The sequence below is a fragment of the Enterobacter sp. 120016 genome (genome assembly GCF_018383635.1).
GTDB lineage: Bacteria > Pseudomonadota > Gammaproteobacteria > Enterobacterales > Enterobacteriaceae > Enterobacter > Enterobacter asburiae_D.
In genome coordinates this window covers 41737-67724 of sequence record NZ_JAHAWC010000013.1, presented here as the reverse complement: position 1 = coordinate 67724, position 25988 = coordinate 41737, and the positions used below count along the sequence as shown (strand labels likewise).

General features: G+C 56.6%; 26 protein-coding genes. 12 read left to right on the top strand and 14 right to left on the bottom strand.

Translation table 11 applies throughout. From position 1 onward, the window contains the following. Window positions 1-13 precede the first annotated feature (13 nt). The 3 genes from rhaD to rhaB all read right to left on the bottom strand — a co-directional run bounded on the left by rhaD (window position 14) and on the right by rhaB (window position 3667). A complete protein-coding gene (gene rhaD / locus KIF87_RS17340) occupies window positions 14-844 on the bottom strand; it encodes a rhamnulose-1-phosphate aldolase (protein WP_213329802.1) in 831 nt (276 codons plus the stop codon). Window positions 845-941: 97 nt separating this feature from the next. Then, window positions 942-2201 (bottom strand): L-rhamnose isomerase, encoded by a 1260-nt coding sequence (gene rhaA, locus KIF87_RS17335; protein ID WP_213329800.1) that lies wholly within the window; start codon window positions 2199-2201, stop codon window positions 942-944. Beyond that, window positions 2198-3667, bottom strand: a complete 1470-nt coding sequence (rhaB, locus tag KIF87_RS17330; RefSeq protein ID WP_213329798.1) for a rhamnulokinase — start codon at window positions 3665-3667, stop codon at window positions 2198-2200. The genes rhaA and rhaB overlap by 4 nt, the downstream gene beginning before the upstream one ends. A gap of 301 nt (window positions 3668-3968) precedes the next feature. Between rhaB and rhaS the strand changes: the two genes are divergently transcribed. Then, entirely contained in the window at window positions 3969-4805 is an 837-nt protein-coding gene (rhaS, locus tag KIF87_RS17325) for an HTH-type transcriptional activator RhaS (protein WP_121423270.1), read from the top strand. A gap of 73 nt (window positions 4806-4878) precedes the next feature. After that, the gene (rhaR, locus tag KIF87_RS17320) at window positions 4879-5727 is read left to right on the top strand and encodes an HTH-type transcriptional activator RhaR (protein ID WP_213329797.1); all 849 of its coding nucleotides are present in this window, start codon (window positions 4879-4881) and stop codon (window positions 5725-5727) included. Here the strand turns inward: rhaR and rhaT are convergent, their stop codons facing one another. Further along, on the bottom strand, window positions 5728-6762 hold the full coding sequence (gene rhaT, locus KIF87_RS17315; RefSeq protein ID WP_213329795.1) for an L-rhamnose/proton symporter RhaT: 1035 nt from the start codon (window positions 6760-6762) through the stop codon (window positions 5728-5730). A 288-nt stretch (window positions 6763-7050) separates the two neighbouring features. On the opposite strand from rhaT, the gene sodA reads away from it, so the two are divergent. Further along, entirely contained in the window at window positions 7051-7671 is a 621-nt protein-coding gene (gene sodA / locus KIF87_RS17310) for a superoxide dismutase [Mn] (RefSeq protein WP_010436906.1), read from the top strand. 71 nt (window positions 7672-7742) lie between these two features. Beyond that, window positions 7743-8417: a 6-hydroxyaminopurine reductase gene (gene yiiM / locus KIF87_RS17305; RefSeq protein ID WP_213329793.1), complete on the top strand. Its 675-nt coding sequence runs from the start codon at window positions 7743-7745 to the stop codon at window positions 8415-8417. Window positions 8418-8470: 53 nt separating this feature from the next. On the opposite strand, the gene cpxA is transcribed toward yiiM, so the two are convergent. Beyond that, window positions 8471-9844, bottom strand: a complete 1374-nt coding sequence (cpxA, locus tag KIF87_RS17300; RefSeq protein ID WP_023309731.1) for an envelope stress sensor histidine kinase CpxA — start codon at window positions 9842-9844, stop codon at window positions 8471-8473. Then, window positions 9841-10539: an envelope stress response regulator transcription factor CpxR gene (cpxR, locus tag KIF87_RS17295; RefSeq protein ID WP_006179159.1), complete on the bottom strand. Its 699-nt coding sequence runs from the start codon at window positions 10537-10539 to the stop codon at window positions 9841-9843. The genes cpxA and cpxR overlap by 4 nt, the downstream gene beginning before the upstream one ends. 150 nt (window positions 10540-10689) lie before the next feature. On the opposite strand from cpxR, the gene cpxP reads away from it, so the two are divergent. From cpxP to KIF87_RS17265, 6 genes are all read left to right on the top strand, one after another. Continuing rightward, a complete protein-coding gene (gene cpxP / locus KIF87_RS17290) occupies window positions 10690-11196 on the top strand; it encodes a cell-envelope stress modulator CpxP (protein ID WP_063144343.1) in 507 nt (168 codons plus the stop codon). Between the two features lie 153 nt (window positions 11197-11349). Next, complete coding sequence (fieF, locus tag KIF87_RS17285) at window positions 11350-12243, top strand: CDF family cation-efflux transporter FieF (RefSeq protein WP_213329791.1); 894 nt, start codon at window positions 11350-11352, stop codon at window positions 12241-12243. Between the two features lie 174 nt (window positions 12244-12417). Continuing rightward, a complete protein-coding gene (pfkA, locus tag KIF87_RS17280; RefSeq protein WP_134347562.1) occupies window positions 12418-13380 on the top strand; it encodes a 6-phosphofructokinase in 963 nt (320 codons plus the stop codon). A gap of 232 nt (window positions 13381-13612) precedes the next feature. Beyond that, window positions 13613-14602 (top strand): sulfate ABC transporter substrate-binding protein, encoded by a 990-nt coding sequence (locus KIF87_RS17275; RefSeq protein WP_032662717.1) that lies wholly within the window; start codon window positions 13613-13615, stop codon window positions 14600-14602. Window positions 14603-14709: 107 nt separating this feature from the next. Beyond that, window positions 14710-15453, top strand: coding sequence for a CDP-diacylglycerol diphosphatase (locus KIF87_RS17270; RefSeq protein ID WP_213329789.1), 744 nt, complete (start codon window positions 14710-14712; stop codon window positions 15451-15453). 73 nt (window positions 15454-15526) lie between these two features. After that, a complete protein-coding gene (locus KIF87_RS17265) occupies window positions 15527-16831 on the top strand; it encodes an SLC13 family permease (RefSeq protein WP_213329787.1) in 1305 nt (434 codons plus the stop codon). A 48-nt stretch (window positions 16832-16879) separates the two neighbouring features. On the opposite strand, the gene tpiA is transcribed toward KIF87_RS17265, so the two are convergent. Further along, entirely contained in the window at window positions 16880-17647 is a 768-nt protein-coding gene (gene tpiA, locus KIF87_RS17260; protein ID WP_213329785.1) for a triose-phosphate isomerase, read from the bottom strand. 111 nt (window positions 17648-17758) lie between these two features. Next, window positions 17759-18355 (bottom strand): DUF1454 family protein, encoded by a 597-nt coding sequence (locus KIF87_RS17255; protein WP_213329784.1) that lies wholly within the window; start codon window positions 18353-18355, stop codon window positions 17759-17761. A 112-nt stretch (window positions 18356-18467) separates the two neighbouring features. Between KIF87_RS17255 and KIF87_RS17250 the strand changes: the two genes are divergently transcribed. Continuing rightward, window positions 18468-18887: a DUF805 domain-containing protein gene (locus tag KIF87_RS17250; protein ID WP_023333860.1), complete on the top strand. Its 420-nt coding sequence runs from the start codon at window positions 18468-18470 to the stop codon at window positions 18885-18887. Here the strand turns inward: KIF87_RS17250 and fpr are convergent, their stop codons facing one another. From fpr to KIF87_RS17230, 4 genes are all read right to left on the bottom strand, one after another. After that, window positions 18888-19634: a ferredoxin--NADP(+) reductase gene (gene fpr / locus KIF87_RS17245; protein WP_213329782.1), complete on the bottom strand. Its 747-nt coding sequence runs from the start codon at window positions 19632-19634 to the stop codon at window positions 18888-18890. A 96-nt stretch (window positions 19635-19730) separates the two neighbouring features. After that, complete coding sequence (gene glpX, locus KIF87_RS17240) at window positions 19731-20741, bottom strand: class II fructose-bisphosphatase (RefSeq protein WP_054829771.1); 1011 nt, start codon at window positions 20739-20741, stop codon at window positions 19731-19733. Between the two features lie 149 nt (window positions 20742-20890). Continuing rightward, a complete protein-coding gene (glpK, locus tag KIF87_RS17235) occupies window positions 20891-22399 on the bottom strand; it encodes a glycerol kinase GlpK (protein WP_063144383.1) in 1509 nt (502 codons plus the stop codon). 21 nt (window positions 22400-22420) lie between these two features. Further along, window positions 22421-23266 carry an MIP/aquaporin family protein gene (locus tag KIF87_RS17230; protein WP_014885705.1) on the bottom strand — a complete coding sequence of 282 codons (846 nt, stop codon included), beginning with the start codon at window positions 23264-23266 and terminating at the stop codon, window positions 22421-22423. 399 nt (window positions 23267-23665) lie between these two features. Between KIF87_RS17230 and zapB the strand changes: the two genes are divergently transcribed. Further along, complete coding sequence (zapB, locus tag KIF87_RS17225; protein WP_010436935.1) at window positions 23666-23905, top strand: septal ring assembly protein ZapB; 240 nt, start codon at window positions 23666-23668, stop codon at window positions 23903-23905. A 567-nt stretch (window positions 23906-24472) separates the two neighbouring features. On the opposite strand, the gene rraA is transcribed toward zapB, so the two are convergent. Both rraA and menA read right to left on the bottom strand, forming a co-directional pair. Then, entirely contained in the window at window positions 24473-24958 is a 486-nt protein-coding gene (gene rraA, locus KIF87_RS17220; protein ID WP_032662736.1) for a ribonuclease E activity regulator RraA, read from the bottom strand. 92 nt (window positions 24959-25050) lie between these two features. Further along, window positions 25051-25971 (bottom strand): 1,4-dihydroxy-2-naphthoate polyprenyltransferase, encoded by a 921-nt coding sequence (gene menA, locus KIF87_RS17215; protein ID WP_033146936.1) that lies wholly within the window; start codon window positions 25969-25971, stop codon window positions 25051-25053. Window positions 25972-25988: the final 17 nt, after the last annotated feature.

Sequence of the window (25988 nt, the reverse complement as noted above, 5' to 3'; positions counted from 1 at the left end):
TTCTGCGAAAGCGTTATGCGTACAAATCCAGCGCGGATTGCAACGGGCTCACGCCAAAGCGTTTGCCCAGTGCGATCAGTTCTTCCCGGGTGATGGTTTGCTTCATGCCGCCCATGGAGTACACCTTCACCAGCACTTCCGCTGATTTCTCGGCGGTGTCGATCAGGCCAAAGGTTTCATCCAGCGTTGGGCCGCTGCCGAAGACGCCGTGGAACGGCCACAGCACCAGGGAATGCTTCTGCATATCCACGGCGGTTGCCTGGCCGATTTCGTCGGTACCCGGCACCATCCACGGCAGAATGCCCACGCCGTCCGGGAATACCACCAGACACTCGGTGCTGCCTTCCCACAGTTTGCGGGTGATGAAGTCGGCGCTGTTTTCCAGCACGTAGGTCAGGGCGATCAGGTTGGTGGCGTGGCAGTGCATGATCACGCGGTCTTTGCCGTGAGTCGCCTTGATGCGCTCGCAGTGGGAGAGGAAGTGCGCAGGCAGTTCGGAGGTGGGCACCGCCTCGTCGGTCAGGCCCCACAGAATGTGGTAGCCCGCGCCGTCGCTGTCCACTTTCACCAGGCCGAGGTTGGCCTCCGGGTCGAGCTGGACGTTGCGGAAGAACTTGCCGGAGCCGGTGACGATAAACGGCGTGTTGGCGAGCAGCGGCATCGGCTGGCTCAGCGCGATATAGCGCGGCGTCTGGTGGAAATCGGCGGCGAACGGTTCGATATCCGCGTCGTCCAGGCGCAGCGTCAGGTTGCCGCCGTTGCGCTCGTCCCAGCCCTTCAGCCAGGCGTCGGAGGTGGCTTTGATCATGCCCTGGACGAACCAGGAAGTGGTGATGGTCTGCATACTGTGTGGTTCCTTTGAAAATGCCGGGTGGCGCTGCGCTTACCCGGCCTACGCTTAGCTGTAGGCCCGGCAAGCAACGCGCCGCCGGGCGATGTTTTTACTGACGAGCGGCGAGAACGTCTTTCTCATACGCCCGCACGTTGTCCAGCCACTGGCTGCCCGCCGGGGCGTCGTTACGCTGGCAGTACATCTCCCACACCGCCTGCCACGGCAGGGATTTCTGCTCTTCCAGCAGCGCCAGACGTGCGGTGTAGTCGCCGTTAGCCTCCAGCTGTTTTAGCGCGGCGACAGGCTCCAGCAGCGCGCGCAGCAGGGCTTTCTTCATGTTGCGGGTGCCGATAACCCACGCCGCGATGCGGTTGATGGAGGCATCGAAGAAGTCGAGGCCGATGTGCACGCGGTCAAAGAGGTCGTGACGGATGATTTCGCTGGCGATCGCCTGGGTTTCGTCATCCAGCAGCACCACGTGGTCGCTGTCCCAGCGCACCGGACGGCTGACGTGCAGCAGCAGGCGCGGCACGTAGAGCATGGCGGCGGAGATTTTGTCGGAGATCACCTCGGTCGGATGGAAGTGGCCAGCATCCAGGCACAGCGCGGTCTGGCGGCTGGTGGCGTAACCCATATAGAACTCGTTCGAGCCAACGGTGTAGCTCTCGGCGCCAATGCCGAAGAGCTTGCTCTCTACGGCGTCGATGTGGTGCGCCGGGTCCAGCTTCTCGCTGATGGCCTCATCCAGCGCGGCCAGCAGGCGCTGGCGCGGAGCCAGACGATCGACGGTGATGTCCTTCATGCCGTCCGGGATCCAGATGTTCATCACCGACGGCGTGCCGAGCTGCTCGCCGAAATACGCCGAGACGCGGCGGCTGGCCTTCACGTGGTCGATCCAGAACTGGCGGATGTCGTCGTCCGCGTGGGCGAGGGTAAAACCGTCCGCGCTCAGCGGATGTGAGAAGCAGGACGGATTAAAGTCCAGGCCCAGCCTGTTGGCTTTGGCCCACTCTACCCAGTTCTTAAAGTGCTCCGGTTTGATTTCGTTGCGCGCCACCGGCTCGTCGGATTCGAGATAAATCGCGTGCAGGTTCAGGCGTTTTGGCCCCGGGATTAGGCTCAGCGCCAGCTCCAGGTCGGCGCGCAGTTCGGTCGCGTTACGCGCTTTGCCCGGGTAGTTACCCGTGGCCTGAATACCACCCGTCAGGGAACCGCCTGGGTTCTCGAAACCGGCGACGTCATCGCCCTGCCAGCAGTGCATGGAGACGGGCAGACGGTCGAGCTGGCGCAGCGCCTCTTCGACATCCACGCCGACGGCGGCGAAACGCTGTTTAGCCAGGCCCCAGGCTTGTTCTAATTGAGTGGTCATGCGCAAAGCTCCTTAGTCAGTCGGTTTTGCTGAAACTGCGCCCGAAAGCGGGCAATTTCACGGCAGGGATTGGGGGTAAAGGTGGTCAGACTGGCGTTCGCCGCTACCACCGAACGGAAGTCGTCAACGTTGGAAAGTTCGTCCAGGGTCATCAGCTGGATGCCGATATTGCCGAGCGTGGAGGCCTCCACGGGACCTGCCACCACGGTAATGCCGCAGGCATCCGCGCAGAGCTGGTTCAGCAGCTGGTTCTGGCAGCCGCCGCCCACGATATGCAGCTGGCTGAACGGCTTGCCGCGCAGATCGGCCAGCTCGCTGAGGATGTCGGCATACAGCAGGGCGAGGCTGTCAAAAATGCACCGCGCCAGTTCGGAAGGGCTGGACGGCACCGGCTGCCCGCCCTCAACGCAGGCGGCCTGGATTTCGGCGCTCATATGCGCCGGATTGATAAAGCGGTCATCGTTCGGGTTGATCAGGAACGTGCAGGCCTTCAGCTTCTCGGTTTCGGCGATAAGCGCAGGCAGGTCGGTAACGTTCTGCTCTTTCAGCACCCGCTGGAGCAGCCACAGCCCCATGATGTTTTTCAGTACGCGGTAGCGCCCTTCGGCACCGCCTTCGTTGGTAATGTTTGCGGCCATCGCGGCATCGCTGGCGTACGGGGTTTTGCTCTCAAAGCCCATCAGCGACCAGGTGCCGGACGAGAGGTACGCCGCGTCTTTACTCGCAAGTGGGGACGCTATCACCGCGCTGGCGGTATCGTGGCTGGCGACGGCAACGACGGGGATTGCGTTCCCCTGGGGGCAAATCCAGTGACCGATCACATTACCCGGGTGGGTTGGGGTGCCGAACCAGGAAGGCGATGCCCCCGTCCAGGCCAGCAGATGTTCATCCCAGCTATCCGAGTTGATATTGACCAGCTGCGTGGTGGTGGCGTTGGTATATTCCCAGTTCATGTTGCCGGTCAGGCGATAGCTCAGGTAGTCCGGGATCAGCAGCGCATGGGCCACGTCCGCGACCAGCTCCGGCTGTTGCTCGACCAGGGCACGCAGCTGATAAAGCGTGTTAAACGGCAGAAACTGGATGCCGCTGCGCCCGTAGATGTTGTCCTTGCCAAGCTGGGCGATAGCGTGCGCCATCAGGCCGTCTGTGCGGCTGTCGCGATAAGAAACCGGCAGGCCGACGCGCTCGCCATGGCTATCAAGCAGAACGTAGTCCACGCCCCAGGTATCAATGCCGATGCTGTCGATGCGAATGCCATCGTCGCAGACGTTGTTCAGTCCGATACGGATCTCCGCCTCCAGGGCATCGATATCCCAGGCCTCAAAACCGTCCTGCTTTTGCAGGCAGTTGGCGAAACGGTGCATTTCGCGAAGCGAAAGCGTGTGCTGCTCACGGTCCCAGCTCGCGAGCATTACGCGGCCGCTGGATGCGCCTAAATCGACAGCCACACAATGGCGAAAAGTCATGGTCGGGTCCTTTCTTAAGTCATTAGCGGTGAGTGTAAAAAAGGGAAGAAAAAGTCACCTTCTCACCACTGACAGGCCAAATCTCGCGCTGGCAAGAAAGCAAAGATGAATGTGAGGGAGTTCACAGTTTCCGGCAGCGGCGGGATTCTCAGGCAGTGTGACGCTGGCCGCATTTCCCGATCTTTCCCCCTGTTTCTTGAAAAATGGACAGCTTTTGCGAGGTTTACTGCCAAAAATTGAAGGTGAGCGCGGGAGGCCTTAATTACTATTTTGAGAACATTTTTCATTGGTGGGGGCCGTTATGACCGTACTGCACTGCGTGGATTTTTTTCCTTCAGGAGGTTCGCCCGTCGCGATTGAGCCGCGGCTTCCTCAGGCCGCGTTCCCGGAGCATCATCATGATTTTCATGAGATTGTGATTGTTGAACGCGGGACGGGTATTCATGTCTTCAATGGCCAGCCCTATACCATCAGCGGCGGTACGGTGTGCTTCGTGCGCGACCACGATCGGCACCTGTATGAACATACCGACAACCTGTATCTGACTAACGTGCTCTACCGTTCCCCGGACGCGTTCCAGTTTCTTTCGGGGCTGAATCAGCTGTTGCCCCAGGAGCAGGACGGACACTATCCGTCGCACTGGCGGGTGAATCAGTCCATCCTGCAGCAGGTGCGTCAGCTGGTGGGCCAGATGGAGAAGAGCGAGGACGGGCAGGAGACGCACGCCATTGCCACGCGCGAACTGCTGTTTATGCAGCTTCTGGTGCTGCTGCGCCGCAGCAGCCTGGTGGAAGGGCTGGAAGATAACAACGCGCGCCTGAACCATCTGATGGCCTGGCTGGAAGATCATTTCGCCGAGGACGTCTGCTGGGAAACGCTGGCGGATGATTTTTCACTGTCGCTGCGCACCCTGCATCGCCAGCTTAAGCAGCACACCGGGCTGACGCCGCAGCGCTACCTTAACCGTCTGCGTCTCATCAAAGCGCGTCATCTTTTACGTCATACCGACGAAAGCGTCACAGATATTGCCTACTGCTGCGGTTTTGGCGACAGCAATCACTTTTCAACGCTGTTTCGCCGGGAATTTAGCTGGTCGCCGCGCGATATTCGTCAGGGGAAAGACGCGATGCTTCAGTAACGCGAGGGCAGTCACCGTTTTATTTCCGCAAAAAAGCTAATAGTGTCAGGTTATTCGGCGTAGAGGTCGTGGTGTGGCTGCTCAGTTAATTCTTCGCAAAGATGATTTTTATGCCTCCGCGAGTCAGGCCGTCACGGTGGCCGATCGCTACCCGCAAGACGTGTTTGCCGAACATACCCACGAGTTTTGCGAGCTGGTGCTGGTGTGGCGCGGTAACGGCCTGCACATCCTCAACGACCGTCCCTACCGCATTACGCGCGGCGATCTGTTCTATATTCGCGCGGAGGATAAACACTCCTACGCCTCGGTTAACGACCTGGTGCTGCAGAACGTTATTTACTGTCCGGACAGGCTCAGGCTTAACGTGGACTGGGCCGCGAACATTCCAGGCTTTCATGATGCTAAGGGTTCTCCGCACTGGCGCTTAAGTAGTAACGGCATGGCTCAGGTCCGGCAGGTTATTTCTCAACTGGAGCAGGAGAGCCAGAAAAACGACCCGGTGTCTAACCAGCTGGCGGAGTTGCTTTTCGCCCAGCTGGTGATGACGTTGAAGCGCCACCGTTACGCCACTGATAACCCCTCCGCCACGACGCAGGAAGCGCTGTTGGATAAGCTCATCACCCGGCTTGCGGGCAGCCTGAATAAAAACTTTGTACTGGAGAAATTCTGCGAGCAGGAACAGTGCAGCGAGCGCGCGCTGCGCCAGCAGTTCCGCACCCTGACCGGGATGACGGTGAACCACTATCTGCGCCAGCTGCGCATCTGCCATGCACAATATCTCCTCCAGCATACGGAATGGATGGTCAGCGATGTAGCGATGTGCTGCGGCTTTGAGGACAGTAACTACTTTTCAGTGGTGTTTAACCGCGAGGTGGGGATGACGCCGGTACAGTGGCGTCATCGCAGTCGAAAAGGGTCGTAATCAATTTGCCATGCCGAGGCCGACGATATTGGCAGCGATAATAATCACCACGCAGCCGAGGCTCAGTACGCCAACCGGACGACGTCCGGCGTTCTTCCACTCTTTCAGCACCAGCCCTACCAGCCCGCCGCAAAGCACGTAGAAGCTCATGTGCAGCATCCAGCTTATGTAGTCGTACTGCGCCGGAATGCTGGCGTGGCCCCAGGCGTAGAAGAAGAACTGCAAATACCACATCAGGCCGCCGAGCGCGGAGAGCAGCACGTTGGTGATGATGAGCGATGTTGCCAGCGAGAAATCGGTTTTTACCGACAGGTTTTTGACTTTTGCCAGACGAATGAAGCAGAAGCCCAGGTTAACCATTGCGCCTCCACCCATAATCACGACATAGCTTGGCAGCGCAACGTACAGCGGGTCGACGCCCAGCGCGGCAGCCGCCTCGTGCATCGGTTTGGCGGCGTTCATGGCGAACGACATGCCGGCCGAGAAGATGCCGCACATGACCGCCAGCAGCAGGCCTTTCTTCAGGTTAAAATCTTCGGCCTTAATGCCCATCTTGCGCTCTTTCAACTGCCCCGCGCGAGTGACAATTCCTACGCCAATGACCGCCACCAGCACGCCCAGGAGCGTCATCCGCCCACCCTGAGTATGAATAAGCACGTCGAAATTGCCGTTGAGAATTGGCGTCATCAGGGTACCGACGATCAGCGTGATGCCAATCGCGATACCAATGCCCATCGACATGCCGAGATAGCGCATGGTGAGGCCATAGTTGATGTTGCCGACGCCCCACATCGCGCCGAACAGGAACACCGGCAGCAGGGTGGAGGCGCTGAAGGAGGAGAAGTAGCCCCAGAAATCGGGCAGCAGCATGGCGCTAATGGTCCAGGGCAAAATCAGCCAGGACACGATCCCGCCAACGGACCACATGGTTTCCCATGACCAGCCCCTCACTTTTTTAAACGGAGCATAGAAACAGGCTGCACTGGCAGCGCCTATCAAATGCCAGAAGATACCCATCGTAATCGCATGATTCATTTTTACACCCTCATCGTTTTTATCGTCAGTGGCTTCCCACCGACTTGAGGAGTGTAAAAATTAGGCGGTTTGGGAACCTTCAGAAGGTTGCCGCACATGTGTTCTGGATGGCAATCAGCACGTTAACCGCGTGAGCAGACGCACATTTCCGCTATTAATCGAAAAACGAATAACCATATAAAAACTACGGCATTGATAATCATTTTCAATATCATTTAATTAACTATAATGAACCAACTGCTTACGCGGCATTAACAGCTGTGCCGCCCGACAATAATGGAGAGGATTATGAGTTATACACTGCCATCCCTGCCGTATGCCTACGACGCACTGGAACCGCATTTCGACAAGCAGACGATGGAAATCCATCACACTAAACACCACCAGACCTATGTGAACAACGCGAACGCCGCGCTGGAAAGCCTGCCAGAGTTCGCTAACCTGTCTGCTGAAGAGCTGATCACCAAGCTGGACCAGCTGCCAGCGGACAAGAAAACCGTTCTGCGTAACAACGCTGGCGGCCACGCAAACCACAGCCTGTTCTGGAAAGGCCTGAAGACCGGTACCACCCTACAGGGCGACCTGAAAGCGGCTATCGAGCGCGACTTCGGTTCTGTTGACAACTTCAAAGCGGAATTCGAAAAAGCCGCTGCAACCCGTTTCGGCTCTGGCTGGGCGTGGCTGGTTCTGAAAGGCGACAAGCTGGCGGTAGTGTCTACTGCTAACCAGGACTCCCCGCTGATGGGTGAAGCAATTTCTGGCGCATCCGGCTTCCCAATCGTGGGCCTGGACGTGTGGGAACACGCTTACTACCTGAAATTCCAGAACCGTCGCCCGGACTACATCAAAGCCTTCTGGGACGTGGTGAACTGGGACGAAGCAGCAGCACGTTTCGCCGCTAAAAAATAAGGTTGCATTGACGCCTGTGAGAAGCGAGTCTTATGACTCGCTTTTTTTGTATCTGCGTAATGGAGGCAGCAATGCATTACCCGGTGAACGTGTTTACAGGCAAGGTAAGGGAGTACGACGGCAGCCGCCCGAGCGCCATCGCCAAAATTCAGGTCGACGGCGAGCTGACGCTAACCGACCTCGGGCTGGCGGGTGACGAGCAGGCCGAAAAGAAAATCCACGGCGGGCCCGAGCGCGCGCTGTGCCACTATCCCCGCGAACACTATCAGCACTGGAAAACCGAGTTCCCCGAGCAGGCGGACCTCTTCGTCGCCCCCGCGTTTGGCGAGAATCTCTCCACCGAAGGGCTCACCGAAAAGAACGTGTTTATCGGTGATATCTACCGCTGGGGCGATGCCCTGATTCAGGTGACGCAGCCACGCTCGCCGTGCTTCAAGCTCAACTACCATTTCGGCATTCAGGATATGTCTGCCCAGCTGCAAACAGCAGGCAAAACCGGTTGGCTGTACCGCGTGGTGCTGGCTGGGCAGGTTTCAGCGGACGCGCCGCTTGAGCTGGCGTCGCGCCTGAGCGATGTGTCTGTTTATGACGCCTGCGCCATTGCCTGGCATATGCCGTTTGATGACGAGCAGTATCATCGCCTGCTGTCGGCGGCGGGGTTATCCACCAGCTGGACAAGAACGATGCAGAAGCGGCGTTTAAGCAGCAAGATCGAGGATAATTCGCGGAGATTGTGGGGAAAGTAGTCCTTCGCAGCAAGTAGGCCGGGTAAGGCGAAGCCGCCACCCGGCACTAACAGCTACGAACGCTTATACAACGGTAGCCACAGCGTTAACCGTAGTCCACCCAGCGGGCTGTCGTCGGCTTTCACCCAGCCACGGTGCTGCTGCATGGCGGTTTCAACAATCGCCAGACCCAGTCCCGTACCACCCGATTCCCGGTCGCGCGCTTCGTCGGTACGGTAGAACGGACGGAAAATCTGCTCGCGGTCTTCCGGGCTGACGCCGGGGCCGTCGTCATCGACAATGACCGTAATCCCGTCTTTATCCACCGAGAAAGCCACCTCAATCTTGGTATGCGAGTAGCGCAGGGCGTTACGCACGATGTTCTCCAGCGCGCTTTCCAGCGTGTTGGGGTTACCGTACAGCGGCCACGGGCCCGGCGGGAAGTTGACGGTGAAGGATTTACCCATCTGTTCCGCTTCGAACGCCGCGTTGTCCAGCACCTCGTGCCACAGGTGATTGGCTTTCACCGTTTCGCTCACCAGCGCGTTTTTCTGCTGATTGCGCGACATCACCAGCAGATCGTTGATCATGCTGTCCAGGCGGTGAGCTTCCGTCTCAATACGCTCCAGCTCTTTGCTCTCACCGCTGCGGCGGCGCAGGAGCGCGGTGCCAAGCTGCAAGCGCGTAAGCGGGGTACGCAGCTCGTGCGAGATATCCGACAGCAGACGTTGCTGTGCGGTCATCATGCGATCGAGAGCGCTCACCATCTGGTTAAAACTGGTCCCGGCGGCAAGGAACTCCTGCGGTCCGGCTTCCAGTTCAGGGTGTTGTCGCAGGTTACCCTGCGCCACTTCATCGGCGGCATTCTTCAGCTTACGCGCCGGTTTTGCCAGGCTCCACGCCAGCCATAACAGCAGCGGCGAGCTGACCAGCATGGTGACAATCAGCAGCAGGAGAGGGCGGTCAAACAGCAGGTTGATAAAATCAGACTGGGAGTTGCTCGCCGGACGGATCAGGTAGAGCTGATAGTTATCCTCTCCGTCTCTGACGGAGAAAGGCCCCACCATTTCTACGCGGCCATATTTCTTCTTCTGGGGATGATCGGCGTTATCCGCCTGGCCAATGAAGTTGCGGATAATCTGCATTTCATTGCGATCGGCCCCAATGACGCGGCCTTCGCTGGTCACCAGCAGCAGGCGTTGTCCGGGCGGCGCCCACTTGTCGATAGCGCGAAACAGCCTGCGCCACCACATTAAATCGTTCGGCGGATCGTTTGCCAGCTCGGCTTCCACGTGCTGTTCGATCATCACGCCCTGACGTTGCTCGCTGTCGAGAAGCTCCGTCATCTGGCGTGAGTCGAGTTTTGGCAACATCAGTACGAGCATTAAAACCAGTGCCAGCGTCAGCCAGAAGATGGCGAAGATGCGGGCGGTTAAGCTTCCTATCATGAAGCGGAAACCATCAGATAACCGCGACCACGCAGGGTTTTAAACCATGGATGACCGTCTTTACGCTCCGGCAGCTTACGGCGCAGGTTAGAGATGTGCATGTCGATGGCGCGGTCAAACGGGGTCAGACGTTTGCCCAGCACTTCCTGACTTAAATGTTCACGCGATACCACCTGGCCGAGGTGCTGCGCCAGCAGATACAGCAGGGTGAACTCCGTGCCGGTCAGTTCCAGCGTCTGGCCATCAAAGCTCGCTTCCTGACGGCCCGGGTTCAGGCTCAGGGAGTCGACTTCAAGGGTAGGTGAGCTGTTGTCGGTATTTTGCTGCTGCTCGCTCCAGTGGGAACGACGCAGGATAGCGCGAATACGGGCAACCAGTTCACGGTCGTTAAACGGCTTCGGTAAATAGTCATCCGCGCCCAGCTCAAGGCCGAGTACGCGGTCAAGTTCGCTGCCGCGTGCGGTCAGCATGATAACGGGGGTCTGGTGTGTCTGGCGAAGCTCTTTCAACGTATCAATGCCGTTTTTCTTCGGCATCATCACGTCGAGCAAAAGTAAATCGATGCTGTCGTCAAGGAGACTCAGCGCCTGCTCGCCATCATGGGCAACCAGGACGTTGAAACCTTCCATGTCGAGCAACTCCTTTAAAAGGGATGTGAGCTCTCGGTCATCATCAACTAACAGGATTTTATTCATTGTTTAAATACCTCCGAGGCAGAAATTACGACATCAAGGCCGTCTAATCCATGACTTTACGTTGTTTTACACCCCCTGACGCATGTTTGCAGCCTGAATCGTAGACTGTCTCTCGTTGAATCGCGACACGAAAGATTTTGGGAGCAAGTGATGCGCAAAGTTACCGCTGCCGTCATGGCCTCAACGCTGGCGTTCAGTGCGTTTAGCCAGGCTGCTGTAGCTATCATCAGCGATAACAGTCCCTTACAAGAGGGTGCAACGCAGAACAGCAGCCAAAGCCATATGTTTGACGGCATAAGTTTAACCGAACATCAGCGTCAACAGATGCGAGATCTGATGCAGAGGGCACGACACGACCAGCCCCCTGTTAATGTTAGCGAAATGGAGACAATGCATCGCCTTGTCACCGCAGAAAATTTTGACGAAAGCGCTGTACGCGCTCAGGCCGAAAAAATGGCACAGGAACAGGTTGCCCGCCAGGTAGAGATGGCGAAGGTCCGCAACCAGATGTTCCACCTGCTAACGCCCGAGCAGCAAGCGGTTTTGAACACCAGACATCAGCAGCGAATGGACCAGCTGCGTGAGGTTGCACGGATGCAGCGAAGCTCAGAAACGACGTTTTTCAGTAGCAATAGCAGTACCCGTAGTAACCAGTAAACCCTGTTTTCCTTGCCATAGACACCATCCCTGTCTTCCCCCACATGATGTGGGGGTTTTTTTTGCCTGTCATTCTCTTTTGTTAACCGTTTATTCATCCTTCGACTCCCCATGCTTCCGTTATAATAGCGGCATGACATGACAGGAGCGTTTATGAATCAATCCTATGGAAGACTGGTAAGCCGGGCCGCAATGGCCGCGACGGTAATGGCGTCGTGTTTGCTGGTCATCAAGGTTTTCGCGTGGTGGTATACCGGTTCGGTCAGTATTCTGGCGGCGCTGGTGGACTCGCTGGTGGATATTGCCGCCTCGCTGACTAACCTGCTGGTGGTGCGTTACTCGCTGCAGCCAGCGGATGAAGAGCATACGTTTGGGCATGGCAAAGCGGAGTCGCTGGCCGCGCTGGCGCAAAGTATGTTCATTTCCGGTTCTGCGCTTTTCCTGTTTCTGACCGGCATTCAGCATCTCGTCTCGCCGACACCGATGAAGGATCCCGGCGTGGGCGTGATTGTGACGATCGTTGCGCTTATATGCACACTTGTTCTGGTAACGTTCCAGCGCTGGGTTGTTCGCAAAACGCAAAGTCAGGCTGTACGGGCGGATATGCTTCATTATCAATCTGATGTTATGATGAATGGGGCTATTCTTATTGCGCTCGGTCTGGCCTGGTATGGCTGGCATCGGGCCGATGCGTTGTTTGCGTTAGGGATTGGTATCTATATTTTATATAGCGCCCTGCGGATGGGGTATGAAGCGGTGCAATCACTGCTTGACCGCGCCCTCCCGGACTCAGAACGTAATGAAATTTTTTCCATCGTGACCTCCTGGCCCGGCGTCAGCGGTGCACACGATCTTCGAACGCGGCAGTCAGGGCCGACCCGCTTTATTCAGATTCACATTGAAATGGAAGACAACCTGCCACTGGTACAGGCTCACGTTATTGCTGAGCAGGTCGAGCAGGCGATTTTGCAGCGTTTTCCTGGTTCAGACGTCATCATTCACCAGGATCCCTGCTCGGTTGTACCCGGTCATGTTGGGCTTTCGTAATTCGTTGTAAAAAAGTGAGCCAGGCCAGCATTTTGTGTATAAATTACCGCCATTTGGTCTGACCTGAATCAATTCAGCTGGAAGGGATTGATATACTATTTGCAGTATTCGTTGGTCGATAAGTTTCTTCCGGCAACAGATTTCAATTTTGCATTCCTAAGTTCAGAGGTAGTCATGATTAAGAAAATCGGTGTGTTGACAAGCGGCGGTGATGCGCCGGGCATGAACGCGGCAATTCGTGGTGTTGTCCGTGCAGCGCTGACGGAAGGCCTGGAAGTTTTTGGCGTTTATGACGGTTATCTGGGCCTGTATGAAGATCGTATGGTTCAGCTCGACCGTTACAGCGTGTCTGACATGATCAACCGCGGCGGTACTTTCCTCGGTTCTGCACGCTTCCCGGAATTCCGTGATGAACACGTTCGTGAAGTGGCTATCGAAAACATGAAGAAACGCGGCCTGGACGCCCTGGTGGTTATCGGTGGTGACGGCTCCTACATGGGTGCAAAACGTCTGACCGAAATGGGTTTCCCGTGCATCGGTCTGCCGGGCACCATCGACAACGACATCAAAGGCACTGACTACACTATCGGCTTCTTTACTGCACTGGGTACCGTTGTTGAAGCGATTGACCGTCTGCGTGACACCTCGTCTTCTCACCAGCGTATCTCTATCGTTGAAGTGATGGGCCGTTACTGCGGCGACCTGACGCTGGCGGCAGCCATTGCGGGCGGTTGCGAATTTATCGTCGTGCCAGAAGTCGAATTTAGCCGTGAAGATCTGGTGGCTGAAATCAAAGCGGGCATCGCGAAAGGTAAAAAACACGCGATCGTGGCTATCACCGAGCACATCTGTGACGTTGACGAGCTGGCGAAGTACATCGAAGCCGAAACCAAACGCGAAACCCGCGCGACCGTACTGGGTCACATCCAGCGTGGCGGTTCCCCAGGCCCTTACGACCGTATTCTGGCGTCCCGTATGGGCGCGTACGCTATCGATCTGCTGCTGCAGGGTCACGGCGGCCGCTGCGTCGGTATTCAGAACGAAAAACTGGTTCACCATGACATCATCGACGCGATTGAAAGCATGAAGCGTCCGTTTAAAGGTGACTGGCTGGACTGCGCGAAAAAACTGTACTGATCGGCTCTGTTGCCCGGTGGCGGCAAGGTAAATGCAAAACGGTAACCCTTGGGTTACCGTTTTTTTATGGTTGCACCCTCTCCCGTGGGAGAGGGTTGGGGTGAGGGCATCAGGCCGCTCATTCACCTTTTTTATTCCACTACGTTATAGCCAATCTTTTTTTATTCTTTAATCCTCGAATCGCTTTCTGGCACGCTGCATTCATCAAAACACTACATAAGAGAGCTGGGCGATGAATAAATGGGGCGTGGGTTTAACATTATTGCTGGCATCGACCAGCGTTCTGGCTAAGGACATCCAGTTACTGAACGTGTCATACGACCCGACGCGTGAACTGTACGAGCAATACAACAAAGCGTTTGCAGCACACTGGAAGCAGGAAACCGGTGACAATGTCGTGGTTCGCCAGTCTCACGGTGGTTCTGGCAAGCAGGCGACCTCCGTCATCAACGGTATTGAAGCTGACGTGGTGACCCTGGCGCTGGCCTACGACGTCGACGCTATCGCCGAGCGTGGCCGCATCGACAAAAACTGGATCAAACGCCTGCCGGATAACTCCGCGCCATACACCTCGACCATCGTCTTCCTGGTGCGTAAAGGAAACCCGAAACAAATTAAAGACTGGAACGACCTGATCAAACCGGGCGTTTCTGTGATTACCCCGAACCCGAAAAGCTCTGGCGGCGCTCGCTGGAACTACCTGGGCGCGTGGGGCTACGCGCTGCACCACAACAATGGCGACCAGGCCAAAGCGCAGGAATTCGTGAAAGCGCTGTATAAAAACGTTGAGGTGCTGGACTCCGGCGCGCGTGGCGCCACCAACACCTTCGTCGAGCGCGGGATTGGCGACGTGCTGATCGCATGGGAAAACGAAGCCCTGCTGGCGACCCACGAGCTGGGTAAAGACAAATTCGAGATCGTGACCCCAAGCGAATCGATTCTGGCTGAACCGACCGTCTCCGTGGTCGATAAAGTGGTCGAGAAGAAAGACACCAAAGCGGTGGCGGAAGCGTACCTGAAGTATCTCTACTCACCGGAAGGCCAGGAAATTGCGGCGAAAAACTTCTATCGCCCGCGCGATCCGGCCGTTGCGAAGAAATACGACAGCGTATTCCCTAAACTGAAGCTCTTCACCATTGATGACGAGTTCGGCGGCTGGACGAAAGCGCAGAAAGAGCACTTCTCTAACGGCGGCACTTTCGACCAGATCAGCCAGCGCTAACCATTAGCCAATGACACGGTAACCCGGCGTGAGAAATCCGCCGGGTTTTTTATTTGGTCATCATTTTGCGTTACTCTTCTGCCTCTATTGAAAACAGGGAACGCGTTGTGAAAAAAATTATCTTATTGATCCTCATTGTCATCGCCCTTGCCGCAGGCGGCTGGTACTGGATGAAGGCGGGTAATCCGAATGCGTTGCGACATATCGTTCTCGACCAGTGTGTGCCGAATCAGATCCAGAACCGTAACCCGGCACCGTGTGCGCAGGTGAAAATGGATGCAGGCTATGTGGTATTTAAAGATCGCAACGGGCCGCTGCAGTACCTGCTGATGCCGACATATCGCATCAACGGTACCGAGAGCCCGCTGTTGACCGAAGCTCATACGCCGAACTTTTTCTGGCTGGCGTGGCAGTCGCGCAGCTTTATGACCCTGAAGCGTGGATCCGAGGTGCCTGACAGCGCCATTTCGCTGACGATTAACTCCCCGACAGGGCGCACGCAGAACCATTTCCATATTCATATCTCCTGCCTGCGCCCGGACGTGCGCGAGAAGCTCAACGCGGCACAGGGCGAAATCAGCACCCAGTGGCTGCCTCTTCCTGGGGGGCTGGAAGGTCATGAGTATCTTGCTCGCCGGGTGACGGAGAATGAACTGGTCCAGCGCAGCCCGTTTATGATGCTGGCAGAAGAGCTGCCGGAAGCGCGCGACCATATGGGGCGCTTTGCCCTGGCGATGGCGCAGCAGTCGGACGGTTCGTTTGTTTTGCTGGCGACCGAGCGCAATCTGCTGATGCTCAACCGCGCGTCGGCAGAGGAATTGCAGGATCATCAATGCGCTATCCTGAAGTAACCCCACCATAAATCGCGTTTACTCGGGCTGCCTGTCACCGTAGACTTGCTGAAAAATTCTACAGGAGACAGGTATGTCGCTCTGGTTAACGCATCCTCTGCTGCTGCCCTCACTGATCGTTGGCGTCACCATCGTGCTGTGGGCGACGTCGCTATTGCCGGAATTTATCACCGCGCTGCTGTTCTTCACCGCGGCGATGACCGCCAGAATCGCCCCGCCGGAGGTCATCTTCGGCGGTTTTGCCTCGTCGGCTTTCTGGCTGGTATTCAGCGGTTTTGTGCTCGGCGTGGCAATCCGTAAAACCGGACTGGCGGACAGAGCCGCCCGGGCGCTGTCGTCAAAGCTCACCGACTCCTGGGTGTTGATGGTGGCGAGCGTGGTGCTGCTGAGCTATGCGCTGGCGTTTGTGATGCCGTCGAACATGGGGCGTATTGCGCTGCTGATGCCGATTGTCGCGGCGATGGCAAAACGCGCCGGTATCGCCGACGGCTCCCGCGCCTGGTATGGGCTGGCGCTGGCCGTGGGGTTCGGGACTTTCCAGCTTTCGGCGACTATCCTGCCTGCTAACGTCCCTAATCTGGTAATGAGCGGTGCGGCGGAAGGCTCGTACGGCATCCATCTGAACTATGTCCCGTATCTGCTGCTGCACACGCCGGTGCTGGGCATTCTCAAAGGCCTGATCCTGATTGGCCTGATCTGCTGGCTATTTCCCGGTAGCCCGAAACCGCCGAAGGAACTGGCGCCGTCTGAGCCTATGGGGCGGGACGAAAAGCGTCTCGCCTGGCTGCTGGCGGTGGTGCTGGGGATGTGGGTGACGGAGAGCTGGCACGGCGTGGGGCCCGCGTGGACGGGGCTTGCGGCGTCGATCGTCGTCATGCTGCCGCGCATCGGCTTTATCACCGGGGAAGAATTTTCAGCGGGCGTGAACATGCGTACCTGCATTTACGTCGCGGGTATTCTCGGTCTGGCAATCGTGGTGACGCAAACCGGTATCGGAACGGCCGTGGGCGAGGCACTGCTTCGCATTATGCCGCTGGATGCAGACAGACCGTTCACCAGTTTCCTGGCGCTGACCGGTATTACCACCGCACTCAACTTCATTATGACCGCCAACGGCGTGCCGGCGCTGTACACCACGCTGGCGCAGAGTTTTTCGGACGCGACCGGTTTCCCGCTGCTGTCGGTGATCATGATTCAGGTGCTGGGCTATTCCACGCCGCTGCTGCCGTATCAGGCGTCGCCGATTGTGGTGGCAATGGGGCTCGGGAAGGTGCCTGCAAGGGCGGGGATGGTGCTTTGTCTCGCGCTGGCGGTGGCAACTTATCTGGTGCTGCTGCCGCTGGATTATCTGTGGTATAGCGTGTTAGGTAAGTTGTAGGGTTTTTGTAGGGCGGGTAAGCGCAAGCGCCACCCGCCACAAAGGCAATTACGCCTGTTTAGCCGCTTCTGCCGCTTTAACGATCACCGCGAAAGCGTCAGCTTTCAGGGATGCACCGCCAACCAGCGCGCCATCGATGTCTGGCTGGGTGAACAGCTCAGCAGCGTTGGCTGCGTTTACGGAACCGCCGTACTGAATAATCACTTGCTCAGCGACCTTCGCGTCGGCTTTAGCAATGTGGTCACGGATGAATTTGTGAACCGCCTGAGCCTGCGCAGGGGTTGCAGATTTGCCGGTACCGATCGCCCAGACTGGCTCGTATGCGATTACCGCGCCTTCGAACGCTGCCGCGCCCTGGGTTTTCAGCACTGCGTCGATCTGACGTGCGCACACTTCTTCGGTTTTGCCCGCTTCGTTTTCCGCTTCGGTTTCACCGATGCACAGAACCGGGATCAGACCCTGCTCTTTCAGCACGGCGAATTTCTTCGCGATGAACTCATCGGATTCTTTGTGATAGGTGCGACGCTCGGAGTGGCCGATGATGATGTATTTCGCGCCGATATCTTTCAGCATTTCAGCGGAGGTTTCACCGGTGAACGCGCCAGACAGGTTAACGTCAACGTTCTGCGCGCCCAGAATGATGTGGCTGCCGTCAGCGGCGTGTTTAGCCAGATCCAGGTACATATCCGGCGGAGCGATAGCAACCGCGCAGCCCGTCACGCCAGCCAGCTCTTTACGCAGGTTCGCAACCAGCTCGTTTACCATGTGGCGGCTGCCGTTCAGTTTCCAGTTACCCATCACTAAAGGATGTCGCATTTCAATTCTCCACGCTAAATAAGCGAATTAAGGAATATGGCCACCCTGTCGGGCAGCATGGTCTGTGAATCAGTATAGAGATTTTCCCTCGAAAGGCTTTGCTTTTTGTCATTAATTCGCCCCGCCGAGAGTGTCAAATAGTGCCAGCTTAATCGGTTCAACAGCGAAGGTCAGTCCTTTTTCGCCGTTGTCCGCCACAACATAGCGGATCGCGCCTTCGGTATCGGCGTAGTAACGCTTGTTTTTCCCGGCGGTAAGGAGTTTTTGCAGCTTTTGCTGACTTTGCTTTTTCGTCAGCGCAGGGGTAAAGGCCTGCAATACCGCGCTCATGTACTCCAGCGCTTTCGCCTTAGCGGCTTTCTGCTCTGGCCCCTGTATCGGCAGCCAGGTGATTTGCATGCTTTTAATTTTTAACGTACCGCGCTCCAGCGCCGTGGAGGCATACAAATTCTCGTTAATCTTGCTTGCCGCACGGGTCAGGGTAGGCGCGTCGCGGGGGCCATCAATGGCGCGAAACTCATCCAGCGGGAGCGTGGGGTTGGCCTGATTGAAGGCTTCACGAAACTGGCTGATGGACTGATCGAACGACGGCGCGCCCGCCAGCAGATACGGTGCTGTGGTCGGGGCAGTAGTTTCGGCGGCGTGCAGGGGATAACCCACGCTGAGCAGCGCTAAACACAGGAAGAGAGAACGTGCCGAACTTTTCATCAACATTGCCCCTGGCCGTAAGTGCTCATGATTAAAACGATATCTGGTCGGCTTGTCAAAAGGTCACAACTCCAGGGTAAAATGCGCGCTATACGATAATAAGGAACCTTACATGACCATACAGCAGTGGCTGTTTTCGTTCAAAGGGCGTATTGGACGCCGTGATTTCTGGATCTGGATGGTGACGTGGATTGTCGCCATGCTGCTTCTGTTTTTCGTTGCTTACAATGCATGGCTGAGCACGCAAACGGCGGCCTTCGCGCTGGTCTGCCTGCTATGGCCAACGGCGGCGGTTGTCGTAAAGCGTCTGCACGATCGCGGACGTTCCGGCGCGTGGGCATTTCTGATTATTCTGGCGTGGATGCTGGTGGCAGGAAACTGGGCGATGCTTCCGTCCATCCTGCCGTGGGTCGTGGGCAGGCTGCTGCCGTCGGTCATCTTCGTGATGATGATTGTCGATCTGGGCGCGTTTATTGGCACCCAGAGCGAAAACAAATACGGTAAAGACACCGTTGAGGTGAAATACCGCTGATCACCAGTAGTGTTCGGCGGTCATATGGCCCGGTCGGCGGCGAAGATGTTTCGTCATCTGCCGGGTATCCTTCAGAAGCTGCTGCGTGTCACGTACCATCTGCGGGTTGCCACACAGCATGACGTGGCTGGTTTCAGCATTAAGCGGCAAGCCCACCGCGTCTTCCAGGGCTCCACTCTCAATTAACGCCGGCACGCGACCGGTAAGCGTTCCTGCTACGGTTTCACGGCTGACCACCGTCTGAATCTTTAACTTCCCGCCGTACTGCTGTTCAAGCGCCTGCATCTGCGGCAAATAGCTCAGGTCTGCAGCGTAACGCGCAGCGTGAACCAGCACGATGTTTTTAAAGCGTTCCAGATCTTTGCCGTACTGCAATATAGAGAGATAAGGGCCGATGGCCGTACCGGTTGCCAGCATCCAGAGCGTGTCGCAGTCAGGGATCTCTTCAAGCACAAAGAAGCCTGCCGCTTCACTCACAATTTGCACCTCGTCGCCGGGCTTTAGGGCGGCAAGGCGCGGGCTGAGCTTACCGTCAGGAACGGTGACCAGATAGAACTCGAGATCCGGGTTATCAGGCGCGTTAACGTAAGAGTAGGCGCGCTGCACGCGCTCGCCGTCGACGTCCAGCCCCAGCTTCGCAAATTGCCCGGCTTTAAACGGGTTAACGGGAGCATGTACGGTGAGACTAAATAGCGCATCGGTCCAGAACTGTACCTTTGTGACTTTACCTGTTACCCAGTCCGCCATGATCTTCTCCTGTGCTGTTTCTCGGTTCTATCTTCCGTACTTGTGGTGACAATTTCCAGCCCGTCAGGGCCGGAAAGCTCTATCGATCAAACGGTTTTACAGAATGTGCGTCTGCACGTCAGGGTCTTTGCGGTCGAGATAGTGGATAGACTGGATGCGGCGAATGGTGCGTGATTTACCGCGGATCAGCAGGGTTTCAGTAGTGGCCATATTACCTTTGCGGGTGATGCCGTCCAGCAGATCGCCTTTGGTGATGCCGGTCGCCGAGAAGACAACGTTATCGCTACGCGCCATCTCGTCCAGAGCCAGCACTTTATTGGCCTCGATGCCCATCGCTTCGCAGCGTGCCAGCTCGTTTTCCCCGATACGGCGGTTCTCTTCGCTGTCGCCTTTCACCTCATGGCGGGGCAGCAGACGGGCCTGCATATCGCCATCCAGCGCGCGGATCACCGCCGCAGAGACCACACCTTCCGGCGCGCCGCCGATGCCGTACAGCACGTCGACTTCGCTGTCCGGCATGCAGGTCAGGATCGAGGCGGCAACGTCACCGTCCGGAATGGCAAACACGCGCACGCCGAGCTTTTGCATCTGCGCGATGGTGGCGTCGTGGCGCGGTTTTGCCAGAATAGTCACGGTAAGTTCGCTAAGGGGTTTGCCCAGGGCTTTGGCGATGTTGTGCAGGTTCTCTTCCAGCGGCAGGCTAAGGTCGATTGCGCCTTTCGCGCCAGGACCGACAATCAGCTTTTCCATGTACATATCCGGCGCGTTGAGGAAGCAGCCCTTATCGCCCACGGCCATCACCGCTAAGGCATTGGCCTGACCCATCGCCGTCATGCGGGTGCCTTCGATCGGGTCAACCGCGATATCCACGGCATCGCCTTTGCCGGTACCGACTTTTTCACCGATGTAGAGCATCGGCGCTTCGTCGATCTCGCCTTCGCCGATCACGATGGTGCCGTCGATGTTGACCTGGTTAAGCACAATGCGCATGGCATGGACGGCTGCGCCGTCTGCGGTATTTTTGTCGCCACGACCCAGCCATTTATAGCCTGCAAGGGCGGCTGCTTCGGTGACGCGGGAAAACTCGATAGCAAGTTCACGTTTCATGAGGTACTCGTGCAATCAAAAGGAATTGCACGAAGTTTATCACAGAGTGGGTAAGGTGCGGTCTGTACTCCCCTCACCTTAACCCTCTCCCCAAAGGGGCGAGGGGACTTAAAACACCCTCTCCCCAGGGGTGAGGGAATTAAGGACAATTACTCTTCGTGCTCTTCCCAGGCCAGGGCACGTTTCACCGCTTTCTTCCAGCCGCTGTAGCGGAAGTTACGCTCGGTGGTTTCGATGCCTGGGCGGAATTCGCGTTCGATAACCGCTTTTTCCTGCAGCTCGTCCAGGTTCTGCCAGAAGCCTACCGCCAGGCCGGCAAGGTACGCCGCGCCCAGCGCCGTCACTTCACGCACTTCAGGGCGCTCAACGCGGGTGCCCAGAATGTCGGACTGGAACTGCATCAGGAAGTTATTCGCTACCGCACCGCCGTCCACGCGCAGGGCGTGCAGACGAATGCCGGAGTCAGCCTGCATCGCTTCCAGCACGTCGCGCGTCTGGTAGGCGATGGATTCCAGGGTGGCGCGAATAATGTGGTTAGAGTTCACACCGCGCGTCAGACCGAAAATCGCCCCGCGTGCATACGGGTCCCAGTACGGTGCGCCCAGACCGGTGAACGCAGGCACCACGTACACGCCGTTGGTGTCTTTCACTTTGGTCGCGAAGTACTCGGAATCGAACGCATCGCTAATCAGCTTCATCTCGTCGCGCAGCCACTGGATAGACGCACCGGCCATGAACACCGCACCTTCCAGCGCATAGTTCACTTCGCCGCGCGGGCCGCAGGCGATGGTGGTCAGCAGACCGTTTTCTGATTTCACCGCTTTCTCGCCGGTGTTCATCAGCATAAAGCAGCCGGTGCCATAGGTGTTCTTCGCCATCCCTTCCTTGACGCACAGCTGGCCGAACAGGGCCGCCTGCTGGTCACCGGCGATACCGGCGATAGGAATACGGGTGCCGCCTTTACCGCCGATGTTGGTCTGACCGTACACTTCGGAAGACTTACGCACTTCAGGCAGCATGGCGCGCGGAATGTCCAGCGCGTCCAGCATCTTGTCATCCCACTCCAGAGTGTTGATGTTGAACAGCATGGTACGCGAGGCGTTGGTGTAATCGGTGACGTGAACGCGTCCCTGGGTCATTTTCCAGATAAGCCAGGTATCGACGGTACCGAACAGCAGCTCGCCGCGTTTAGCACGCTCGCGTGAACCTTCCACGTGGTCGAGGATCCATTTCACTTTGGTGCCGGAGAAATACGGGTCAATCACCAGGCCTGTTGCGCTACGGATGTAATCTTCCATGCCCTCGCGCTTCAGTTTTTCGCAAATTTCTGCGGTGCGGCGGCACTGCCAGACGATGGCGTTGTAAATAGGCTTACCGGTTTCGCGTTCCCAGACCACGGTAGTTTCACGCTGGTTGGTGATACCAATCGCGGCAATCTCGTCGGAACTGATATCGGCTTTCGCCAGCACTTCGACCAGCGTGGAGCTTTGTGATGCCCAAATCTCCATCGGGTCGTGTTCTACCCAGCCTGGACGAGGATAAATTTGCTCAAATTCGCGCTGTGACACGCTGACGATGTTCGCGTCATGATCCATTACGACAGCGCGGGAGCTGGTAGTGCCCTGGTCGAGCGCAACGATATATTTTTTTTCGGTCATGGTATGTGTCCCGTAGTCAGATTACAGCGAAGCTTTTTGTTGTGCGGTAGAAGTCGTTTCCTTCTCCTCTTCCACGCAGGTGTCGCACGGTAAGTGGCGACCAATTAATTTGCGGTAGCTAAACGCACCCAGCGCAGCCCCGACAACCGGCGCAAACAGCGGTACCAGGAAGTAAGGAATATCTTTGCCGCCGGTGAAGGCGACGTCGCCCCAGCCTGCGATAAAGGCGAACGCTTTTGGTCCGATATCACGTGCCGGGTTCATCGCGAATCCGGTCAGCGGGCCCATGGATGCGCCAATCACCGCAATCAGCAAACCAATCAGCAGGGGTGCCAGCGGGCCGCGCGGAATGCCGTTTCCGTCGTCGGTCAGCGCCAGGATAACGCCCATCAGAATAGCGGTAATCACCATTTCAACTGCGAACGCCTGCACAAAATTGATATGCGGGTTAGGGTAGGTTGAGAAGATGCCTGCCAGATCCAGACTTTCGACGCTGCCGCGCACCATATGATGCGTCTGTTCGAAGTCGATGAAAAGATTGTAATAAAGCCCGTAAACTAACGCCGCTGCGCAAAACGCGCCGGCAAACTGAGAAAGAATGAAAGGTACAACTTTGCGTCCGTCGAAGCACGCGAACAGCCACAGTGCGATTGTCACCGCCGGGTTAAGATGTGCACCAGAAACCCCTGCGGTCAGGTAGATGGCCATCGCCACGCCCAGACCCCAGATGATACTGATTTCCCACTGACCAAAACTGGCACCCGCCACTTTCAGTGCAGCGACACAGCCCACTCCGAAGAATATCAACAACCCGGTACCAAGGAACTCGGCAATGCACTGGCCTTTTAAGGTTGATGTCTGACTCATAATCGGAATCCTGAAGAAATTGATGTTTATTGTTAGCATGGCCGCCCGTGACAGCCACGATGCCCTGTAGACATAGTGTTAATTTATCGTTAACGAGCAAAAACGAGAAATATCGAAATCAAAATGTGTGGTCTGCGTCAATAAAATGAGCGTTTTCGCGCCATAAAGCACATTTTTGCATCAGTACAGGAATGTGAGCTGAATCATTTCATTAACGAATCAGTTAACAATTTAGGGGTATATGACGCGAACGCACCAGGACCAGACCTAAAAGTGTTGCAAACCGCGATCTGCGCGGTGTGTCGCTGGACACAGAGCGCCGCGCTCCATACAATCGACGGTATATGTCGTGCGCGTTTATGTTAAAGCGTCGCCTTGCAATTCAGGAGAGGTAGCATCATGTCTTTAGAAGTGTTTGAGAAACTGGAATCGAAAGTACAGCAGGCGATTGACACCATCACCCTGCTGCAGATGGAAATTGAAGAGCTGAAAGAGAAGAACAACAGCCTGGCGCAGGAAGTTCAGAACGCTCAGCACGGCCGCGAAGAACTGGAGCGCGAAAACAACCAGCTGCGCGAACAGCAGAACGGCTGGCAGGATCGCCTGCAGGCGCTGCTGGGACGTATGGAAGAGGTTTAATTCCCATTGGGATTAATGAGTAGGCCGGGTAAGGCGAAGCCGCCACCCGGCTTTTTTTATGCCAGTAATAAAAAAGGCCGCCAGAGGCGGCCTTAACGCTACTTGTCCTGCGCTGTCATAGTAAGAGCAATCAACACATTCGGTTCATCACTCTTTACAACGAGTACGCTGGCGACAATGAACGCGATACATAAATAGCGTTTCATTATGCGGTCCCTGCAGCTAACCGCTCCACCGTTCACCACCGGTGATAAGTCGGTGGACACAAGCCCTGGTGTTAGCCTGCTTTACGGTAGTGAATACACCTTTCCCTGGACCGATGCCCATTTGCGAGATGGCGGAAAGGGACGCTTCATCATAATGAGCATCAACCGTGGAGTTAAGGTATTCATAGACAATTAGGATTTTATAAAGGTTCTGAAGGGTTGCCCAAGGTTTGGACGAGAGTATGATGAAGCTCCTTGGTGTTAGTCTGCAAAACTTCCCAACGGACCGCGAATCCCGAGGGACAAAAAAACCGCCACATTGCTGTTGGCGGTTTTTTTATGGTTCACGCTAACGGTTTTACTACTCGATATCCAGCGCATCCTCGGACAGGATAATACCGGTGTTATCGGCGTAGAGATGGTCCCCGGAGAAGAAGGTCACGCCGCCGAAATTGACGCGCACGTCGCTTTCGCCGATGCCGTCACCCGCCGCCCCTACCGGTATGGCCGCGATGGCCTGAATCCCGATATCCAGGTCTTCCAGATCGTCCACCTGACGTACGGAACCGTACACCACAAGGCCTTCCCACTCATTCTGGACGGCAATGCCGGCCAGTTCAGCATCAATTAACGCGCGGCGCACGGAACCGCCGCCGTCGACCACAAGAACGCGGCCACGGCCATTCTGTTCGAGCAGATCGTACAGCAACCCGTTGTCCTCGAAACATTTCACCGTGACGATCTGTCCGCCAAACGACGACCGCCCACCAAAGTTGGAGAACAGCGGTTCAACGACGTTGACATCTTCCTGGTAGATGTCACAAAGCTCGGAGGTATCGTATTTCATAGGTTTAACGCTCAGTTGCTGCGAATGTGTTCAGTATATCGTGCGAAATGCGTTGTTGGCAAAATCATCAATTGTTAATTGATATTTGTCAGCTAACGCAGCGTCTGGCTTAACACAATCCCGATGACGAACAACAGGTTAGTCAGCAGCGCGCCTTTTACCGTACGCTCCAGCATTGGCGGCATGGCGGACGGGCTGAGTTCACGCATCACAAAGCGGGCCTGCTTAATCAGCAGCGGCGCGGCAAGCACAAACAGCCAGCCCCACAGGCTCTGCAAGGAAATCAGGTTAAACAGCGCCAGGCAAACCAGCGCGCCAATGAGCAGGCAGGCATGATAGCGGCGCGCATTGACCGGCCCCAGACGCACCGCCAGGGTATTTTTGCCGTTCTCGCGATCGCTGTCGATGTCGCGCAGGTTGTTGATGTTGAGCACCGCCGTCGCCAGCAGACCACAGGCGGTCGCGGGCAGGAACAGGGCAGGGATCACCGTATGCGCCTGTAAATACCAGCTTCCCATCACGCTCAGCCAGCCGAAGAACACCAGTACGGAGATATCACCGAGCCCAATATAACCGTAAGGACGCGTGCCGACGGTATAGGTGATGGCCGCGATAATGGCCAATAAACCCAGCACCAGGAAGCCAATAAAATCGCTGGTGGTCTTAGACGCCACCGTCACCAGCGCCAGGCCGGATACGCAGATCAGCACCACGGTGATAATCAGCGCGCGTTTCATCTGCGCCTGGGTAATCACCCCTTTCTGCATTCCGCGCAGTGGCCCTATGCGGTCCGGCTTGTCGCTGCCCTTTACCGCGTCGCCGTAGTCGTTAGCGAGATTGGAGAGGATTTGCAGCAGGCCAGCGGTAATCAACGCCAGCGCGGCGACCAGCGGATCAAAATAACCCTGCCACCAGGCAAGGGCGGTGCCGACGATAATCGCGGCAAAGGCCAGAGGAAGTGTTTTAGGGCGCAGACTTTCGAGCCACGCCTGAGTACGGCTGATGTCAGTCATAAGTATTTAGCCAATAA

Bases quoted from the DNA above. Each gene is read 5' to 3' on its own strand.
- rhaD (WP_213329802.1), bottom strand. From the start codon at position 844: ATGCAGACCATCACCACTTCCTGGTTCGTCCAGGGCATGATCAAAGCC.
- rhaA (WP_213329800.1), bottom strand. From the start codon at position 2,201: ATGACCACTCAATTAGAACAAGCCTGGGGCCTGGCTAAACAGCGTTTC.
- rhaB (WP_213329798.1), bottom strand. From the start codon at position 3,667: ATGACTTTTCGCCATTGTGTGGCTGTCGATTTAGGCGCATCCAGCGGC.
- rhaS (WP_121423270.1), top strand. From the start codon at position 3,969: ATGACCGTACTGCACTGCGTGGATTTTTTTCCTTCAGGAGGTTCGCCC.
- rhaT (WP_213329795.1), bottom strand. From the start codon at position 6,762: ATGAATCATGCGATTACGATGGGTATCTTCTGGCATTTGATAGGCGCT.
- sodA (WP_010436906.1), top strand. From the start codon at position 7,051: ATGAGTTATACACTGCCATCCCTGCCGTATGCCTACGACGCACTGGAA.
- yiiM (WP_213329793.1), top strand. From the start codon at position 7,743: ATGCATTACCCGGTGAACGTGTTTACAGGCAAGGTAAGGGAGTACGAC.
- cpxA (WP_023309731.1), bottom strand. From the start codon at position 9,844: ATGATAGGAAGCTTAACCGCCCGCATCTTCGCCATCTTCTGGCTGACG.
- cpxR (WP_006179159.1), bottom strand. From the start codon at position 10,539: ATGAATAAAATCCTGTTAGTTGATGATGACCGAGAGCTCACATCCCTT.
- cpxP (WP_063144343.1), top strand. From the start codon at position 10,690: ATGCGCAAAGTTACCGCTGCCGTCATGGCCTCAACGCTGGCGTTCAGT.
- fieF (WP_213329791.1), top strand. From the start codon at position 11,350: ATGAATCAATCCTATGGAAGACTGGTAAGCCGGGCCGCAATGGCCGCG.
- pfkA (WP_134347562.1), top strand. From the start codon at position 12,418: ATGATTAAGAAAATCGGTGTGTTGACAAGCGGCGGTGATGCGCCGGGC.
- KIF87_RS17275 (WP_032662717.1), top strand. From the start codon at position 13,613: ATGAATAAATGGGGCGTGGGTTTAACATTATTGCTGGCATCGACCAGC.
- KIF87_RS17265 (WP_213329787.1), top strand. From the start codon at position 15,527: ATGTCGCTCTGGTTAACGCATCCTCTGCTGCTGCCCTCACTGATCGTT.
- tpiA (WP_213329785.1), bottom strand. From the start codon at position 17,647: ATGCGACATCCTTTAGTGATGGGTAACTGGAAACTGAACGGCAGCCGC.
- KIF87_RS17255 (WP_213329784.1), bottom strand. From the start codon at position 18,355: ATGAAAAGTTCGGCACGTTCTCTCTTCCTGTGTTTAGCGCTGCTCAGC.
- KIF87_RS17250 (WP_023333860.1), top strand. From the start codon at position 18,468: ATGACCATACAGCAGTGGCTGTTTTCGTTCAAAGGGCGTATTGGACGC.
- fpr (WP_213329782.1), bottom strand. From the start codon at position 19,634: ATGGCGGACTGGGTAACAGGTAAAGTCACAAAGGTACAGTTCTGGACC.
- glpX (WP_054829771.1), bottom strand. From the start codon at position 20,741: ATGAAACGTGAACTTGCTATCGAGTTTTCCCGCGTCACCGAAGCAGCC.
- glpK (WP_063144383.1), bottom strand. From the start codon at position 22,399: ATGACCGAAAAAAAATATATCGTTGCGCTCGACCAGGGCACTACCAGC.
- KIF87_RS17230 (WP_014885705.1), bottom strand. From the start codon at position 23,266: ATGAGTCAGACATCAACCTTAAAAGGCCAGTGCATTGCCGAGTTCCTT.
- zapB (WP_010436935.1), top strand. From the start codon at position 23,666: ATGTCTTTAGAAGTGTTTGAGAAACTGGAATCGAAAGTACAGCAGGCG.
- rraA (WP_032662736.1), bottom strand. From the start codon at position 24,958: ATGAAATACGATACCTCCGAGCTTTGTGACATCTACCAGGAAGATGTC.
- menA (WP_033146936.1), bottom strand. From the start codon at position 25,971: ATGACTGACATCAGCCGTACTCAGGCGTGGCTCGAAAGTCTGCGCCCT.